Consider the following 17,660-nt stretch of genomic DNA (forward strand, 5'->3'; position numbering starts at 1 on the left):
TACCGCGCGGATCCAGCATCGCCACGTCTTGCGATGCCCACGTCGGGGCGACCGCTCAGCCGAGATGACGAAGCACGACTCGCGCGAGCCGCCGGACACCCTCGCGGACGCGATCGAGTGGGGGCACCCCGAAGCTCAGCCGTAGGCAGTGGTGAGGCACGTCGGTCGCCGAACGGGGATAGAAAAACTCCGCGGGAACATAGAGCATCCCTTCTTTCAGGCAGTCCTCGAAGAAGGGGCTGCCGCGCGATGTGAGAATCTCCTCGGGGAGCGTCAGCCAAACGTAGAGGCCCCCTTCCGGCGAGGTCCACGAGACGCGTTCGCGAACCGGCCGCAGTTCGGCTTCCAGCGTTTCGATGGTCACGCGCATCTTCTCGCGGTAGACATCGCGAAGGGTTTTCAAGTGCGATTGATACGCGCCGCTGCGCATCAGCTCCGCGAGAAGATGTTGATTCAAGTTCGACGTCCCGAAGTCCTCGTGTCCCTTCTGGTTGATCAGGGGCTCGCGAAACTCCGTGGGGACAATGACATAACCCGTCTTCATCCCCGGCGAGAAGGGCTTGGAGAAAGTCCCCGCGTAGAGCACGGTCTGACCGTCGGGATCGAAGCGAAGCATGCTCGGTAGATCGCTGCCCCGATAGCGCAGCTCGCGATAGGCCGCGTCCTCGACCACGACAATGCGGTGCCGCTTGGACCATCGCTGGGCGATCTCGACGAGTGCTCGCTTGCGCGGTTCGGAGAGCGTCAATCCGGTCGGGTTGTTGAAATAGCTCACGTCGTAGATGAACTTGACCCGTTCGAGATTCCCTTCCGCGTCGATCGCCTCGAGCGCCGCCTCGACCGCCTCGGGATCGAGTCCCTCCTCATCGGTGCGGATCGGCACGATGCGCGCCCCGAAACTCTCGAGCGCCCCCATGTAGACGAAGTACCCCGGCACGCCGAGCAGCACGATATCCCCCGGATCGAGCAGGACTTCACCGACCAGGTAGAGAAGTTGTTGCGAACCGGTCCCAACGATGACGCGCTGGGGATCGAGGCCGAGATCGCTCGGAGTTCGTTCATCGAGCCGGGCGATCTGCTCGACGATCTGCCGGCGAAGCTCGGGATAGCCGTCGGTCGTGCCGTATTGCAGCGCGGCGAGGGCCGTATCGCGATCAGCGAGGATGGTGGTCGCCGCTTGGCGAACCTCGTCGACCGGAAGCGAGGCGTTGTCGACGAAGCCGGCCGCGAGCGAAATCACGTTCGGGTTCGCGAGCCCCTGCTCCATGAGGTAGCTGATGGGCGGCTTCTCCGAGCGGCGAACGCGGTCGCTGAACGAAACGGCGGGTCGACTCGTCGGTTGATGCACGAACGTCGGATCCTCGAAAAGAGACTTGCAGTCGATGGAGACAGCCGTCCCCACTCGGTCGGATGAGTCGGTATGACCATCCTTCGTCTCGGGAGGGGCGGCATTAGTTGTCATTGTACGCTGTTCCGGTTATTCTTGGCGCGGGAACGATCTCGGCACTGGGGAGTCGTCTACGAACTCCGACAACGCAATCCGTCGCGCGGTTCGCTCTTCGGAGGGAATTGATCGGAGAGCGCCGAGTAGGGGCTAGAGATACTTAAGTTTCTTTAGTATCATCGAGGGACGTCGGTAGGTGGGACTACCGACATCATGTCCATGCAGCACTCGATCGATCGTTCGGCACGAGCGACGTCCGTACGGGAACCCGGTCGTCAGCGACACATCAGCGCCAACGCGTTCGATCACAGGGGGATAGGGGTCAATGGTACATTTATTCTCGCGAAGCGTTTCGCATCGGGTCGGGCAACGTGTGGCGAGGGCCTTCACGCTCGTCGAATTGCTCGTCGTCATCGCGATCATCGGCGTCTTGGTCGCTCTTCTGCTCCCGGCCGTCCAGCAGGCTCGCGAATCGGCCCGGCGCATGCAGTGCACCTCGAAAATGAAACAGATCGGGGTCGCGCTGCACAACTACCAGGAATCGCACGGGGTCTTTCCCCCGTCGTCGGTCTCCTCACGACGCAACGATCAAGCGAACTGGTGCCAACAGACCGAACAACCGTCCCACGCGCCGTGGTCGGTGCTCATCCTTCCCTTCCTCGAGCAGCAAGCGCGCTACGATCGCTTCAATTTCGACGAGACCTTCACCGCGTCGTCCAACACACCGGGCAGCACGAACAATCACAGCGAGTTCCTCAAGGGCAACCCGGTCTACCATTGCCCCAGCGATCCGAACACGTCGGCGTCGCCGAACATGTCGAACTACTTCGGGGTCCAAGGTGGCGGGGAGACCCCCAACTGCACCAACACCTCGACCCTTCGCGTCTTCAATGTCAACGGGATGATCTATCCCAACTCGTCGATCTCCGCGAGCAAGGTCGCCGACGGCTTGTCGAAAGTCTTTCTCGTCGGGGAGACGCGCTATCAAGTGACGCGTCTGGCCCGAGGCGACACCTACCACAACGGCTGGGCCTCGAGCGACAAGTTCGTCGCGAGCAGTTCGCTTTCCGCCACCACCGCCTCGGCCCAAGAGGGAATCAATTCGATCCCCGGCGATGGGGCCGACCACGACACCTTCAACGAACAGAGCCGGCTCTTCGGGAGTCATCATCCCGGTGGCTGCCATTTCGTCTTCGGCGACGGCGCGGTTCGGTTCGTTTCGGACAGTGTCGACTTGCTCATCTATCAACAGTCAGCGATCCGAAACGATAGTCAGCCGCTGGAAAGCCTCTAGGAGAGGGAATGGAAATGCTTCGAGCGAGAGCGATCTTGCTGACGGCCTTGGTGGGATTGGCGTTGGGGTGTTCCGAGAGCGGCCCCCATCGCTTCAAGGTCACGGGAAAGGCGACCTTTGACGGCAACGTCATTCCCGTCGGCGAAATCCGGTTCCGACCCGACACCGAAAAGGGAGGCAGCGGTCCCGGTTCGGTCGCTAAAATCCAGGACGGGGCCTTCACGATGGGACTGGGGCTCGTCCCCGGTCCCCACCTCGCCACCATCTATGGATTCGATGGCGTCGCCTTCGAGGATGTCTCCGAGGGCCAGCCGCTCTTTCGCCCCTACACCACGAGCGTCGATGTCCCCGACGAGGACATCGTCATCGACATCAACGTCCCCGGAAGGATGAAGTAGCTCACCTGGCGAGCGATCACATGATCGCGCGATAGGCCTCGACCGCCATCCGGTCGCACTCCTCGTTCTCGGCATGACCGGCGTGACCACGAATCCACTTGCAGGTCACGTCGTGATCGGCGAGCAGTTGATCGAGTTCTTGCCATAGCTCGACATTCTTGACCGGTTCGAGCTTGCGACCGACCTTCCGCTTCCAACCGCGCGACTTCCAGCCGGGCATCCACTCGGAGATCCCTTTGGAGACATACTGGCTGTCGGTGATCAGGACGACGCGGCTCTTCCCCGAGAGTTTGCGCAAGCCCTCGATCACCGCCATCATCTCCATGCGGTTGTTGGTGGTCTTTCCCTCGGCGCCGGAGTCGGCGACCTCCTCACCCGATTCGGAACGGAGGATGTAGGCCCAGCCGCCTGGTCCCGGGTTGCCGCTACATGCCCCGTCACTGTAGAGGTTGTACGAGGGTTGTGTTTCGCTCATGGCGAATCCTTTGCCTTGGGCTCCGACGATCCGTCGGAGCGATTTCGTCCCTGGGCCGACCTGACCCATTCCCTGACCTGAAGTGCTCCCACGACGACGACCAACAGGCCGCCAAGCGTCAGGATCACGATGACCCCGGTCCGCGAGGCGCTCGGTTCGACGGTCGCTCCCCCATCCACTTCCTCCGTCATGGCGGAGTCGGACTTGGACGCCGACTTCGACTTGGCGGCGATCGCCTCGTCGAGGGCGCGCTGCGTCGCTTGGGCAACCTCTTGGGCGTGGTCTTCCAAGATGCGCCGATGAGCTCGTAGCGTCGGCGTCGAATAGAGGAGCGTCCGCTCGGCGCGGTGAAAACACTGCAGCGCCGTCTCCGGATCACCGGCCGCGTTGAAGAGTTCCCCGAGCAACGCCCAGTAGTCGCCGCGCGTCGGCAACCGACTCACCAACGTAATCATGAGAGGAAGAACGTCCGGAGGAACCTTCGCGAGTTGCTCGGCCGAGATCGAGGCGGCCACGTAGTTCCCGTCGGCGTCCGCGAACCGCGCTCCCCACGGGTTGGCGTCCGGCCCCGGCGCGACGCCTTGTGTTTCCATCGCCAAGAGAAGCTCGTAGAGCCCCGCCAAGCGGCGTTGCTCATCGGTGAGCGTCGATCGAACCGACCGGAGCTCCCTCAAGGCCAACTCCGCCTGACCGCGTCCATGAAAGAGAGCCGCTTGCAGCATCGCGGCCTCGGCGCTGTCGGGACTCTGCCGGCGCCAGGCGCGCAAGACGGTCTCGGCCGCGTCGAGTTGGTTGGCGCGAAGTAAGCTCTCGACAAGTCGCTGGTAGTCGTCGGGGGTCGTCTCGAGTGAGTCGTAGACCTGACGAGCGGCCTCCTCTTGCCCACGCGCCTCGAGTTCCCGTCCCAGCGAAAGAAGCTCTTCCGGCTTCGACGGCCTGATCCACGCTTCGGATCGCCGCAGAAAGTCGGTTGCTCCCTCGGCCGGGAGTTGAAGTTCGTGAACTGGCGGATCGCTCGTCGGTTCCTCCTTCTGGGCCGGTTCGTCGGCACCCGAAGCAGACCATGCGAGGAGAACCGCCCCCAGCGCGAGAAACGGCGACGACCACCGGCGAGAACTCCCGCGCCGACGACCACGGTCGAGGCGCGTCAGTGTGAGCGTGGTCATGAGATTCCCGTCCGTTCCCCGCAATCGTTCGCCACCCGAACGACCTCTTTAGTCGATTCCCTTGCCGGCAAGATAGCGTTCGGCGTCGAGCGCGGAGGCGCAGCCGGTGCCCGCGGCGGTGATGGCTTGACGGTAGTAGTCGTCGGCGACGTCTCCCGCGGCGAAGACTCCCTCGACGGAGGTGTAGGTCCGCTGCGCCGTTGTCAGCTTGAGGTAGCCCTTGTCGTTCATCTCGAGCTGCCCGCCGAGGAACTCGGTGTTGGGCGTGTGGCCGATGGCGAGGAACATTCCCGCGGCCTCAAGCTCCCTCGTCGAATCGTCCTTGGTGCTGCGAACGCGAACGGTGGTGACTCCCTTCTCGTCGTCGCCGAGCACTTCGTCGACCACGGTGTTCCATTCGAGGGAGATCTTGTCGCTGCCAAAGGCGCGATCCTGCATGATCTTCGAGGCGCGCATCTCGTCCCGGCGAATGACCATGTGGACGGTGCTGGCGAACTTGGTCAGGTAGGTCGCTTCCTCGACTGCGGAGTCCCCACCACCAACCACCACCAGCGGGTTCTTGCGGAAACGAGGCAATGCCCCGTCACAGACCGCACAAGCGCTGACGCCGCGGTTGAGGTACTTTTGTTCGGAGTCGAGCCCGAGGTAGTTCGCGCGGGCCCCGGTCGCGATGATCACCGCGTGGGCCTCGTGCACCCTGTCATCGTCGGCGATGACTTTGTGAACTCCGCCGCTGGAGAAGTCGACCGACTTGACGTTTTGCCAGTGCAGGAGGTTATCCTCGCCGCCGACCTTCTTCACTTCGCTCTCGGGACCGTTGTCGGTCATGACCCGCGTGCCGAAACGAAGGGCTTGGTCGCGCATGTCGGTCATCATCTGCGGACCGGTCACGCCATCGACGTAGCCGGGAAAGTTCTCGACCTCGGTCGTGAACATGAGCTGGCCACCGGGCAGCATCAGGTTCGACGGACGACCGGCGAAGACGAGCGGTTCGAGGTTCGCTCGAGCGGCATACAACGCGGCGGTCCATCCCGACGGCCCCGATCCAATGATGATGACTTTCTCCGGCATCGCTACTCCTTGCTCCTGCGACAAAGGCCCAAAACGTCCAGGTCCGGGGACCACGGTGAACTATTCCGATCTATCCGATGATCGCCCGTTGTCCAAGGGACGATCAGCGGGGACATCCCCCGCGGACAATCCGCGCTCGTGACGCGTCCGGCTCATTTTATGGTGAATGCCGCGAGGACCAACGCGCGACCGGAGGGGCGAGCGAACTTCCACCGCGCGAGCGGTCCCGAGGGCGGGAGACTACGGAGACGAGGTCGAAGGCGGGTTCGTGAGCTTTTTGAGACAAAGCTGCATGAGACGTTCGTTGTGCGTCCCCTTGGGGAACTGGGTCGCGGTCAGCACACAATTACCGACCAAGACGACTCGTTCGTCACTACGGGTACTGTGAAAGGCCCGATCGCCGAGCCCGTCGACGGGGACGTAGAAACGCTGCCAGCCGGGCGATTGGTAGTTGAGGCTCCAGTAGCGCCGCGCCGTCTCGACACTTTGGAACTGGAGTACCTGGAGGGACACCATGTTGATGTCGGCTTTCTGGTCATAGCTGAAGTCGGCCATGCCGACGACGCCCATCCGCCGGAACTGAGCGATGGCCGGCCGCAACGTCCGCTTCTCCGCGATCGTCAGCCCCGAGAGATCCTCCATGTCGTCGACAACGAGGCCATGGGTCTGCTTCCAATCGTCGCCCAGATCGCTCGGCATCACCGCCAGTAGCGAGACTTTCTCCTTGTACGCCTTGGGGGCGTCACGCCGCCCCTGAATCGGCGCCAAGAGAAACAGACTACTCAGAAGCAACGCGGTGTTCATGATGACGGCACTTTGGCGGCTTGGCGTTCGGGACCGCTCCCCCACTTGGCAACGATACGCTCCTCGTGCAAACGCCGCTACCCCAACCGGGGACATCAGTTGGGGTTCCCCGGACGGTCGCTGACGCCGCTATGTTCGCGGCGTCGCTTTGGCCTTGGGCGCCTTGCGTTTCTTCTTCGGCTTGGGCCACGACGGGTGCTTGGGGCCGCCGCCGGTGTAGGGAATCTCGTCGAAACGCTCCCCACCGCCCACTTCCCGTGGGTCGCCCGACACCTTCAATTCCTCCTTTAATTGCTGCGCCAACTTCGCTTTCGTGACCGCGTACCGCGGCTGCGACGCCACGTTCTCGAGCTGATCGGGGTCCTTGCGGACGTCGTACAGTTCCTCGGTGGGTCGCTTGCCGAAGGAGAGTTCATAGAGCCGCGCGTGCTCGGCGTCCTTGTCCTTGTTGTCGATCATGTAGGTCTTCGTCGGCCCGTTGTCCGTATCCGCATACCAGTTGCCGGGAATCGCCGCGTTCTTGTAGTCGGGCGTGCCATTGGGCCATCGCTTTGGCTCGTAGTTGACGATGTAAAGAAAGTCGTCGGTCCGGATCGCCCGACTCGGGTAGCCGCCCATGTCGGGCTTCTCCTGCGACGGTACGTGGCGTTCCTTGCCGAAGATGATGTGGTTGTTGGCCATCTCGACTCGGCCCGATTTCTTCTCCTCGAGGATCGGCAGGAGACTCTTGCCGGTCATGTCCGAGGGAGGCGTGATTCCCGCGGCCGCGAGAAAGGTCGGCGCCAGGTCGGTCAGGCTCACGAAGTCGGTCACGACCCGATCGCCGGACACCTTCGCCGGCCACGTGATCGCGAGCGGAACGCGCGTGCCGCAGTCGTAGAGGTTGCTCTTGCAGCGGGGAAAGGGCATGCCGTGATCGCCGGTCATCACCACGATCGTATTCTCGGTCATCCCCGCTTTCTCGATCGCGTCGAGCGCATCGCCGACCAACCGGTCGAAACGCTGGACCTCGAAGTAGTAGTCGGCGACATCGCCGCGAACCTCGGGCGAGTCGGGAAACGCCGCGGGGAGCTTGATCTGGCTGAGATCCATCCCGCTCTCGGCCCCGGAGTCCCGCTTGTACGGCCGGTGCGGATCACTCGAACCGAGCCAGAAACAGAAGGGCTTGTCCTTTGGTTTGCCGTCGAGGAACTGGGCGAAGGTTTTGTATTTCTTGCCCGCTAGCTCCCGCCCGAGCGTCTCGGGTTTGCCCGGCCCCCAGGTCTTCCCGGTCGAGCCGATCGCGTAGCCAGCCTTGGCAAGCATCTCGGGATAGGTCGCGAAGCGGTCCTTGAAATCACCGAAGAGGTTCGCCCCGGTGCCCAGTCGCCAATGCCACTGGCCGGTCAGGATCGCGCCGCGCGACGGCGTGCAGGAAGGAGAGGAGACGTAGGCATGCTCGAAGAGGACACCCTCGCGTGCGAGGCGGTCGAACGTCGGGGTCTTGACCACCGGATCGGCGTAGACGCCCGCATGGGGCCAGCCCCAATCGTCGGCGATGCAGAAGAGAATGTTGGGCCTCGAGCCCTGTTCTTTCGCTTCGACGGAGGACGCGAGCACGAGCCCTCCCATGGCCAGCACGATCGAGGCACAGAATCTCCCTGGCATACGCGGCTCCTTGTCGGTGATGTCGTGGATCGACGCACGGTGTGAGCGGTGTTCCCAGTCCCCCGCTCGGTCGGTAAGTTCAAGTCGGCAGCCATCATACACGAATTCCCCACAAGATGCACGATTTCCGCAAGGCGCCCCGGCGAGGGTGGAGAAGGAGAACGAAGAAGAGGAAATGGAAGAGCAGGAAGTTCCACCACAGAGGACGCGGAGGAACACAGAGGCTTTGCAAGATCTTTTCGTACGCGCTCGACGCAAAGCCACAAACTTCGCACCCTCCCATCCGGAACGCTATCCGCTGTCGAAGGAGCCTATCTCCGGTTTTCCCCCCTGTGTTCCGCGGCGACCTTTGTGGTTCATTCCCCCTTCAACTTTGCTGCTCCGTGATTCCCTTGTTTGCACCCAAGCGGCACGGGTTAACAGTCCGTTGATTTAAGCGGGCCAAGGCGAGAACGAGCCATCTTGGCCAAGATCAAGGAGGACAAGCGCAGGCGAATCCGTAGATTCGTCGATGTTTTCCAACGCCGAGATTGGCCAGAAGAGCCGTTCGCTGCCGGCAGCGAATAGATCAACGGGCTGTTAAATCCGCTTCGGGGTTTGGAAAGGTCATGTCTTTGTCACCCAGCGTGCGCTGCGCGACACTGGGCTTTGTCCTTCAACGGCGCTACCGTTGAAAAAGGCGGAGGCGCTACCCAGATGGACGAGTAACCTGGGCCACGCGGACGGAACACTGACTTGCCCTTCCTTGGCATCCAGAACAATCTTTCTTTCCCCTCTGTGTTCCTCCGCGTCCTCCGTGGTTAGGTTGTCTTCACCGGTCATGTCAGGCGATAGCCTGACCTACGGGGAGGAGGTGTGGTCGATGATGGCGTCGGCGAGGAGGGGCCAAAGAGGTTCGGGGCGGTCGTGGCCCATGTCCTCGACCAACAAGAGACGGGCGGCGGGGACGAGCTCGGCGGTCCGTTCGCCACCACTGGGGGCGACCAAGGTATCGTCCAGACCATGAACGACCAGCGTCGGCACGGAAAGCCGCCGAAGGGCCTCGGCCCGAGGACCGGCCGTGACGAGCGCGGCGGTTTGACGGGCGGTTCCTTGAGGGTAGTACGACCGATCGTAGCGCTCGGCGGCCGAGCGTCTCACTTCTTCGGCATCGAAGTACCGCTTCGAACGCCAGACCTTCGATCGGGTCGCGGCGTGGAGGTAGCCCTCTCGATCGGGTGGCGATGGGGCGAACAGCACGCCGAGCGCCTCCGGCGTCGCTTGCCCGTATTCCGGTTCCCCCGTCGAGGCCATGATCGAGGTGAGCGACAGGACACGCTCGGGACGCTCGATCGCCATCAATTGAGCAATCGCTCCTCCCATCGACGAACCGACGACATGGGCCTTGGGCAGACCGAGTGCGTCGAGCAACTCGAAGGCATCGCCGGCCATGTCGGCGAGCGTGTAGGGAGCCAGTGCCCGGGCCGACGCGACGTCGCCCTCCCTCACGTTCGCGATGACTTGGTCGAGGTTCGCGGGCTTGTCGTCGAACTTCGTCGATAGCCCGCAGTCGCGGTTGTCGAACCGAATCACGTACCGTCCCGCCTCGGCCAACCGTTGACAAAGCCCCGTCGGCCAGGAGACCAGTTGAGCCCCCAACCCCATGACCAGGAGTAGCGGCGGGTCCTCGGGACGTCCCAACGTCTCGTATTCGATGTCGAGTCCCGAGGCGAGATGAGTCTTGGGCATGCTAGTGAGAACCTGATGGTCGACGAAGTCCGTGTGCTCGCAAAGGCCAGCGTGTGACGCTACCAGCCGCGGGCGGTTGGAACAACCGCGGTTGGGGAGGAAGAGATGGTGAGGGCGCGCTGGTAGCCGATGTCGAAATGCGCGCGATTCCTCGTGGCGAAGGCGCTTGCCGGTAGAGACTTGTTGCGCGCCTCCTGGGAGGTGTGAGACGACGGTGTGTCCCTTGGTCGACACCTGGGCGTGCGCCACTCTCGGAGAGTGGACGTTTCCCCGATGCCCTGACCGACCCTCACTGCAACTTGAAGTCGTGTTCGTTGCTGCCGGGAACGACCTCGACGTGGAGCTCGGACTGTTCGTTGTACTTCGCGGGGACGATTTCCATGCCGGCGGGACCGGCCCCTTCTCCCTGGACCTGGGCGGTGGTGATCCGAACGGTATGGGGGCCGAGGAGCGCTCCGGGTTGCTTGGGCGTGTACTGAAGCTCGTAGAAACCTTCCGCGTCGGACGTGGCGGTCGAGGGCCTGCCCTTTTCGGGATAGAAGCTCACCAGCGCGCCCGAGAGCGGCATGCCGTCAAGCGTCACCTTGCCGTGCACTTGCCCCAACTTGACGTCGGACTTTGCTCCACAGCCGACACCACCAAGCAAGAGAGCCAGCCCAAGCACGTACGACAATCGACGTTTCACGAGTATTCCTCTGCTACCGGAATGTCCTGGACGGAGAACAGCACTCGGCAGGCGGCGAGTCTGGACACCACACCCTGTCAACAAGCTCGCGCACCGCCGTGGCACTCTGGGTCGAGCCACGACGGCTTGAAGTCGCTTCAGACCTTCGTGCCCGCGCGAAGGGGAATCCGCGAACATGACAGGCCGCTATCTTACCCACTGCCATCGCGACCGACGACTCCACCGCGTGAAGCGGATTCGACCGTTCGATCGTCCTGAGGGACATCTCCTGTCGACATTTGACGTTTCCTGAACCAATGCGCGGTTCGCCGCCCATCTCCTGGATATCGAGATTGACTTCGCATGCCCACGACCGACGTGGGCATGGCACCCAAGAGAGATATCTAGCAAGCGAGCTGACCAATCAGGAGACCAGTGCTTTGTCCCAACTTGAAGTATGTGTCGATGGTGCCCCAGCCATTCCGCATTGACTGACAAGTTGCCAGTGGCACCCGAAAGTCAGCTCTTAGCGGGACGTTAGAGGTTCGGGTTCTCGGTGATTTCGCCACCGTCGATCGTGCCGAACGCGGCATATTGACGCAAGTCGATGCTTTCGCTGACGAAACGAACCGTCCCGTCGCCCATCAAGAAGTGGGCCCCACCATCGTGGAAGCTACTCGCGTTGTAGTTCGACGTCCCGTTGATGACGTAGTCGGTGTCGTTCGACGAACGGTCGATGCGGATCTGCACCTGGAACTGGGAGATGGTACCCCCGATCGCCGGACCTCCGTTGCTGTGGTAGCCCATCCACAGCGATCCCGCCGGACCAGACGTGGGGCGTTCGCTGCGTTCGGCGACCATGAAACTCGACGCCAACCCGTCGGTGAAGGCGCGGAAGCTGACCGACGAATTGCTGTAGAAGACCGTCGGGCGATCGCTGCCACCGTTGGTCGCGGTCGGGTTGCTCGGGTGATAGTGGGCGCTGAACGATCCCATGTAGTTGGACTTGCCGAAATTGTAGTTCGTTCCGGAAATCGTCGCCTTGAGCCGTTGGTTGACACCGCTGCCCGGCTCGGACGGACAGACGAACGTCGACACGACGGTGCTCGCCAGCGGCGTGTCACCGGTCGTCGTCAGTTCGGGAATCGCGTCCCAAGCCGGGGAGTTGGCGGCCGCGCTGGCATCGAACGCGCCGGCGGCATCAAGCCGATCGAAGAGGGACGTTTGATCGATATGGGGCAAGATCAGGCTGCTCCACGCCACGTGGCTGGAGCTGATCGTCCCCGGAGGAAGCACGTTGAACGAGTCGTGGTAGTTGTGCAGCGCCAAGCCGACTTGACGCATGTTGTTCTGGCAGAAGCTGCGTCTGGCCGCTTCGCGCGCCTGCTGGACGGCGGGCAGCAAGAGCCCCACCAACACGCCAATGATCGCGATCACGACCAACAACTCGACGAGCGTGAACGCTCGACGACGATACCGTCGAAGTTCCATGGAGATTCCCCTTCTTCGTGCCCCAGTGGCGTCAACCTTACCCCAGAGTTGACTTGACGGCAGAATGCCATCATTGCGCAGAGATGCTCAATGGTGCGAGCCTACCAGGCCGCCGCAAGGCGAACCATACACACTTCGCGATATTTTCGACTCGCGCCCCGCGCCCCGCGCCCCGCGCCTCGAGACTCGAGACTCGAGACTCGAGACGACATGATGTCGAAAGACCCCATTCTCCAACACAAGAGACGATCTGCCCACCGAGGTCGGTCGCCGCGAGAGCTTACTTCGTCACCAGCTCGAAGTCCAAGTCGTTACTCCCCGGTTTGACCTCGACGTGTAGTGTCGTTTCGGAGTTATAGATCGCGGGGACGTTCTCTCGCGGCTGAATCGCATTGGATTCATCCTCCGACATCGGCGCGATCGCCGTCGAGATCCGCACCAGGTGCGAGCCGACTTTCGCCCCCGGACGCCCCGCGTACGACAGCTCGTAGCGGCCGTTCATGTCGGTCACCCCACGTGAGGGTCGTCCCTCCTCCGGCGCGAAGAAGACCGACGCCGACGGGAGCGGCCGACCGTCGAGCGTCACCACGCCGGTGACCTTCCCCAAGGTCGGCCCATCGCCCGAACCCATGCACGCCGACAGTATTGTCAGCGACAAGATCCCCACCAGGTGGTGACGAATCACCGCGCCCATTCGTCGCATCGGCATTGGAAGACCTTCCGCCAACCTCAGTAGCCCTCGACCACTTGACCATCGTTGCGGGAAATCAACCGCTCAAAGGTGCTGCTGACCGGATCGGTGTCGCTATTGTCGGGGGTGTCGTGATCGATGTTCTCCGAGAGGAAGACGACCGAACCATCGCAAAAGAGGACATGAGTCCCCGCGTCGTGGTTGCTCGAATGGCTCTCACGGCGATCGTTGTCGCTGGTCTCGGCGTCGTTGATCTGCGATCGGCCACTCACCATTAGACCGTCCATGCAGTCGTTGTCGCCCGAGCGACGACATCCGGGCCAGACGCCCGCCCGCATGTTGGCGTTCCGCAGTTTGTAGGCCCGCTCCCCCACCGCGATCGTCTTGCTCGTCCCGTCGGAAATGTCCTGTAGGCGAATCGAACTCTCGATGCTAAAGACGCCGGTCCAGTTGTTGTCGGTGTAGCGTGTCTTGTGGTGGTCGTGGGATCCGACGTAGTTGGAGGTTCCCAACCGCGTCCCGGTCCCGAAGTGGGTCAGGTCGTTCGTCGCCGGCCCATTGTCGGTCGGGCAACGAAACTCCGGGAGACGAGTCTGCAAGAGCGGATCGGTGAGCATGTCCCCCAAGCGGGCGTTGCCGACGTTGAGCCGATCGTAGAGCCCCTGCTGATCCATATGCGGCAACAAGAGCGAATGCCAACCCCATCCCGCTTGGAGATTGTCGTTGGCCAGGATGTCGACGACGTTGCGCGCCGCGCCGAAGGGAAGAACATTGTGGGCGTTGTAATAGTTCGCCAGCGCCACCCCGATCTGCTTCAGGTTGTTCGTGCACTGCGAACGCCGAGCGGCTTCGCGCGCTTGTTGAATGGCCGGCAACAGCAAGGCCACCAAGACGCCAATGATCGCGATGACCACCAGTAGCTCCACGAGCGTGAAGGCTCGTCGACGAAGCGAGTAGAGATTCACCGGTCCCCCCCTTTACGGTGCGAGTCGAATTGTCGGTCAATGTCGGGAACGCCCCCGTTTCCCGATGTCAGCCAGCCACCGTTCCCATGGTGCGATGGCGAATGACCATCATCCGACAGACTTGAATTGGTGCGGCGAGCATACCAGAGCCAATTCGCCCACGCCAGCATTCCGTGAGCGATTTGTCGCATCGCGAACAGGATCGAGGTTGCGGATACCGACCCACCTTGGTCGGCCTGTCAGCGACAACGCCCCATGTGGATGTCCACCGAATGCAACGGTCGATGGAACTGCGGATGCTGTCGGTCCCCAGTGATCTTCTTGACCCCATCCTTCACCCGGAGCCACAACTCGTCGATGGTCAGGACGCCGTCCTTGTTGACATCAGGCTGGCAGAGCTGAAGCGACTCGACGAACGAGGCGGTCAACGCCCCATGCCGAATGGAGTTGAGTTCCATGCTCTGCTCCTTGGGCAGACAGGAGGCGATTACCAGAAATGGGCTCCCCTGCCAGATCGACGCGCCGGCCGAATGCGCCCCACGCACCCCCATTCCAGGTTGCCCCGACCGCTTGAGGACGCCCGCGGCGTGGCAGGTGTCGAGCACCAACAACGTGGTGGCTCGAATACCATTCATCCACATCGTCAACTCGGCATGCGAGAGACCACTTCGCAACATGTTGTCCGGCTTGAAGTCGTGAGGCGCGAAGTACCAGTTGTCCGACTGATCGAAACAGCCGTGGCCGGCCAACAAGAGAATGATGGTGACGTCCGATTCCGCTTGGGAGCACTCCTTCTGGATCTTGTCCATGTGGTCCTTGATCTGGTCGCCGGTCGCGTCATCATCGGTCAGGGTGAAGGTCGTCACCTCGTCGTAGACCCCGCGAGCGTTGGCGGTCAGCAGCTCGCTGAACTTCTCCGCGTCCCGGTTGGCGAACTGGAGGTCGTTCACCCCGTCGTCCTCGTACTGCGACACCCCGACCGCCAGAATGTAGAGCTTCTTGCCGCTCTTCCGCTCGGGTGTGACCGGGGCCGGTTGGTCGATTTCCACGGTGTCGACCGAGCTCCAGGAACGGCCATTGAAGGCCCGCGCCGAGATCAGGTTGACCCCTTCGTCGAGTTCCACGCGCTGGGTCGCGACGGTGACGCCACGCTTGCCCTTGCGCGCGACGCCACGCGTCGAGAAGCCGCGTCCCGGTGGCTTTCCATTGACGCGCACCTCGAGCTTCCGCATGGGCAGTCCGCTTCGAGTATTGATCTCGATCTCGACGAGCGCTTCGTTGGCTACCACCACTTCGCCATCCTTGGGAGACAGAATCCGCACCTCGGGTGGCTCGACGTTCTCGAACGTTTCGAACTTGGTCAGGTCGGAGTCGAGCGCGACCGACGGCCGCGGCTTTCGTTGCTCGGCGTCCTTCTGCTTAATCCGCGCGATCGCCGCCGGGAGATTCTTCACCGCCAGGATTTCATCGATGACATCCGGGCGATAGAGAAGGTTGCGAAATTGATCGACGGTGTGGAACGTCGCGCGTTCCCAGCGTTTTCCGTTCACGTGCCAACCGATCTGATCCTCTCCCCCTGGCGAGGTGTCGTAGTGACCCGACTTCGCCCAAACGATCCAGTCCCCGGAATGAAAAAGCCCGATCGTCAGCAGCGGCTCGTCATAGTCGGGAGCGGGTTGGAGCGTGAACCGCCGGTTCATCCGCCTCCAGGCCCCGGCTTGACCGCCCACCGGCGCCGGCTGATCGGAATCCCTCCGCGCAAGCTGGATGTCGACGGCCTGACCGGCGGTGTAGTTCCCATCGACGAGAGCGTCGATCCGTTCGTAGAAGGGATGACCGTCGAACGTGACGATGACGTCGTCCTCGCGAAACCCGAGCCGTTCCGCTTCCGACCCGGGGGGAACGATCGTGACCTTGCTCCCATTCGTGTCGAAGTCGACATCTCCCAACCCGCGGCGAAGCCCCGACAGCGTCCAAAGTCGGATCGAACCATCGAGCGACGAGGTCGCCAGCATGGTCTGATCGGGAGAGAGAGCGATCTTCGTGATCTCGGCCTCGTGGCCCAGACAGCGACGAATGATCCGCCACGGACCGCCGTCGTCGCTCGGTTCGAGTTCGTAGAGCCTTCCGCTCGAGGTCCCGACGGCGATACTTCCGCGCGGGGTCTCTACCCGGGGGGGAAGCGGAAGAAACGTCGAGACGTCGCCGGTTCGAATGCCATCGACGATCAAGCTCTCGGACGTGCTCCCCGGAGCCCGCCAATACAAGGAGAGAGGCGTGGCCGGCGTTGGACGCGAGACCGAGAACTGATTCTCCCCAGCGAATGCCGGAGGGGCGATCGGGTCGCGGAGCTGACTAATCCGCCGGAGCCGGAGATCGAAGGCCTTGTCAAGCGGCCCCTGATGGTTGAAATCGAACTCGTCCTGCGGATAGGGAGTCGTCCCATAGAGCAGGGCGCCCTGGTCGCGACTCCAATCGACCGAGTAGAGTTCAAGCGTCTGCGGCGACGTCGAAAAGATCGTTCGTCCCGTCCGCGCATCCCAGACGTGGATCTGGCTGAGCGCGTCGGCACTCGCCACCAAGTGCCGTCGCGCGTTGTAGGCGACCGCGACCGGGTAGAAACGGTGCTCGTGACTCGCCACGAGTTGCATGGTCTGGCTGTCCCAAAGCTGCACGAGGTAGTCGTCGACCCCCGCGGGGGTCGCGATGCTCCCCGCCATCACGATGAACCGAGGATCGGAGATCTCCGGTTTGACGGTCCACGCGAAGTTGCCCTGATAGCGCTGGAGCGCCGTCTCGAGGCACTCGCCGGTGCGGCGCAACTCCTGGGGCGCCCCGATGGGCCGTCCGGTACTCATCTGGTAAACGCCCGCCAAGAACTTCGGCTCCCCGTTCTCCGGCGGCAGGTTGGCTTGAACGAAGAACAGCTCCTCGTCGATCGCCGACTCGAGATCCCAGCCCTGCCCTGGGTAGGTCGGAATTTCGGTGTAGTGGAGCCGAGCGACGATCGACGCGTCGCCCTTGGTTTCATCCCAAGCGTAGAAAATGTACTCGCCGTTACAGGAGTTGGTCGTGAGGTAGCGGCCGTTGTTGCTCAGGAAAATGCCGGTCGTGCAGCCGAGATTGCCGGGAAGCAATTTGTGGAGTCTGCCGCCATCGCGGAGATCGAAGACCCTGGTCGACCCGTACTCGGAGTTGTCCGACACCCCCGTGATCAGGAAGCGCCCCGTCGGCGAGAACACGACCGCGTTGACCTTCCCGATGACATAGCCCGCCGGCTCCTGGTATCCGCGAATGGTGTGAAGCAGTCGACCCGAGGCGACGTCGTAGATCCGCACGAGCTTCCCCCCGGCGACGGCCAACTGCCTGGCGTCGGGACTGAAGGCGATCGATTGGATACTCGCTCCCGTGAATCCCTTGGCATCGACGAGGAGCTGCGGATCGACGGAAGCGGGGATGTCCAACGGCTCGGCGCCCCATAAGACGGCGAGAAGAACGGCGGCGATCATTCCTGTTCCCTAGACGGGGCCTGTCATCACGTCGAGGCGACAGGCCGTATGCCCTGCCCCACGGCCACACCGAGGCGACATTCCCCATCTTGACGGAAACAAGCGCGACAAGAAAGGGCGTTTTGCCCTCGCCGTCGCGTCGCCCCAGATCGCGTCTGACGGCGTGCCGACCGATCCCCTCGCGGCGACATCGCCTCCTTTGGGCAATTGCTTCAAGCCACAATATACGCCTAGACGAATACAAATATATCCGCTAGAGCGGATGAAGTGGCGGCGCGTGTCGCCTGTCGATCAACCATGCTCAGGAAGGCAC

General features: G+C 62.5%; 14 protein-coding genes. 2 read left to right on the top strand and 12 right to left on the bottom strand.

Features of this window, described 5'->3' with window-relative positions; all coding sequences use genetic code 11:
* Nucleotides 1–55: 55 nt before the first annotated feature.
* The gene (locus Pan216_RS18175; RefSeq protein WP_419192689.1) at nucleotides 56–1,348 is read right to left on the bottom strand and encodes an aminotransferase-like domain-containing protein; all 1,293 of its coding nucleotides are present in this window, start codon (nucleotides 1,346–1,348) and stop codon (nucleotides 56–58) included.
* A gap of 421 nt (nucleotides 1,349–1,769) precedes the next feature.
* Between Pan216_RS18175 and Pan216_RS18180 the strand changes: the two genes are divergently transcribed.
* Together Pan216_RS18180 and Pan216_RS18185 are read left to right on the top strand one after the other, a co-directional pair.
* On the top strand, nucleotides 1,770–2,738 hold the full coding sequence (locus tag Pan216_RS18180; RefSeq protein WP_145260044.1) for a DUF1559 domain-containing protein: 969 nt from the start codon (nucleotides 1,770–1,772) through the stop codon (nucleotides 2,736–2,738).
* 14 nt (nucleotides 2,739–2,752) lie between these two features.
* The gene (locus tag Pan216_RS18185) at nucleotides 2,753–3,136 is read left to right on the top strand and encodes a hypothetical protein (protein ID WP_145260045.1); all 384 of its coding nucleotides are present in this window, start codon (nucleotides 2,753–2,755) and stop codon (nucleotides 3,134–3,136) included.
* A 16-nt stretch (nucleotides 3,137–3,152) separates the two neighbouring features.
* Here Pan216_RS18185 and rnhA read toward each other — a convergent pair whose 3' ends face one another.
* The 11 genes from rnhA to Pan216_RS18240 all read right to left on the bottom strand — a co-directional run bounded on the left by rnhA (nucleotide 3,153) and on the right by Pan216_RS18240 (nucleotide 17,347).
* Entirely contained in the window at nucleotides 3,153–3,611 is a 459-nt protein-coding gene (rnhA, locus tag Pan216_RS18190) for a ribonuclease HI (protein ID WP_145260047.1), read from the bottom strand.
* Nucleotides 3,608–4,777 (bottom strand): tetratricopeptide repeat protein, encoded by a 1,170-nt coding sequence (locus Pan216_RS18195; RefSeq protein WP_145260049.1) that lies wholly within the window; start codon nucleotides 4,775–4,777, stop codon nucleotides 3,608–3,610. Before Pan216_RS18195 ends, rnhA begins: the two co-directional genes overlap by 4 nt.
* Nucleotides 4,778–4,825: 48 nt before the next feature.
* The gene (locus Pan216_RS18200) at nucleotides 4,826–5,848 is read right to left on the bottom strand and encodes an NAD(P)/FAD-dependent oxidoreductase (protein ID WP_145260051.1); all 1,023 of its coding nucleotides are present in this window, start codon (nucleotides 5,846–5,848) and stop codon (nucleotides 4,826–4,828) included.
* Nucleotides 5,849–6,088: 240 nt separating this feature from the next.
* Nucleotides 6,089–6,652: a hypothetical protein gene (locus tag Pan216_RS18205; protein WP_145260052.1), complete on the bottom strand. Its 564-nt coding sequence runs from the start codon at nucleotides 6,650–6,652 to the stop codon at nucleotides 6,089–6,091.
* A 129-nt stretch (nucleotides 6,653–6,781) separates the two neighbouring features.
* On the bottom strand, nucleotides 6,782–8,299 hold the full coding sequence (locus tag Pan216_RS18210) for a sulfatase family protein (protein WP_145260054.1): 1,518 nt from the start codon (nucleotides 8,297–8,299) through the stop codon (nucleotides 6,782–6,784).
* A gap of 840 nt (nucleotides 8,300–9,139) precedes the next feature.
* Nucleotides 9,140–10,027, bottom strand: coding sequence for an alpha/beta fold hydrolase (locus Pan216_RS18215; protein WP_145260056.1), 888 nt, complete (start codon nucleotides 10,025–10,027; stop codon nucleotides 9,140–9,142).
* A gap of 289 nt (nucleotides 10,028–10,316) precedes the next feature.
* Nucleotides 10,317–10,712, bottom strand: coding sequence for a transthyretin-like family protein (locus tag Pan216_RS18220; RefSeq protein WP_145260058.1), 396 nt, complete (start codon nucleotides 10,710–10,712; stop codon nucleotides 10,317–10,319).
* 516 nt (nucleotides 10,713–11,228) lie between these two features.
* Nucleotides 11,229–12,182, bottom strand: coding sequence for a DUF1559 domain-containing protein (locus Pan216_RS18225; RefSeq protein ID WP_145260060.1), 954 nt, complete (start codon nucleotides 12,180–12,182; stop codon nucleotides 11,229–11,231).
* 280 nt (nucleotides 12,183–12,462) lie between these two features.
* On the bottom strand, nucleotides 12,463–12,891 hold the full coding sequence (locus Pan216_RS18230; RefSeq protein WP_419192690.1) for a transthyretin-like family protein: 429 nt from the start codon (nucleotides 12,889–12,891) through the stop codon (nucleotides 12,463–12,465).
* Nucleotides 12,892–12,911: 20 nt separating this feature from the next.
* The gene (locus Pan216_RS18235; RefSeq protein WP_145260062.1) at nucleotides 12,912–13,838 is read right to left on the bottom strand and encodes a DUF1559 domain-containing protein; all 927 of its coding nucleotides are present in this window, start codon (nucleotides 13,836–13,838) and stop codon (nucleotides 12,912–12,914) included.
* Between the two features lie 239 nt (nucleotides 13,839–14,077).
* Nucleotides 14,078–17,347: a caspase family protein gene (locus tag Pan216_RS18240; protein WP_145260064.1), complete on the bottom strand. Its 3,270-nt coding sequence runs from the start codon at nucleotides 17,345–17,347 to the stop codon at nucleotides 14,078–14,080.
* Nucleotides 17,348–17,660 lie beyond the last annotated feature (313 nt).

It is taken from the genome of Kolteria novifilia (assembly GCA_007748055.1).
Lineage (GTDB): Bacteria > Planctomycetota > Planctomycetia > Kolteriales > Kolteriaceae > Kolteria > Kolteria novifilia.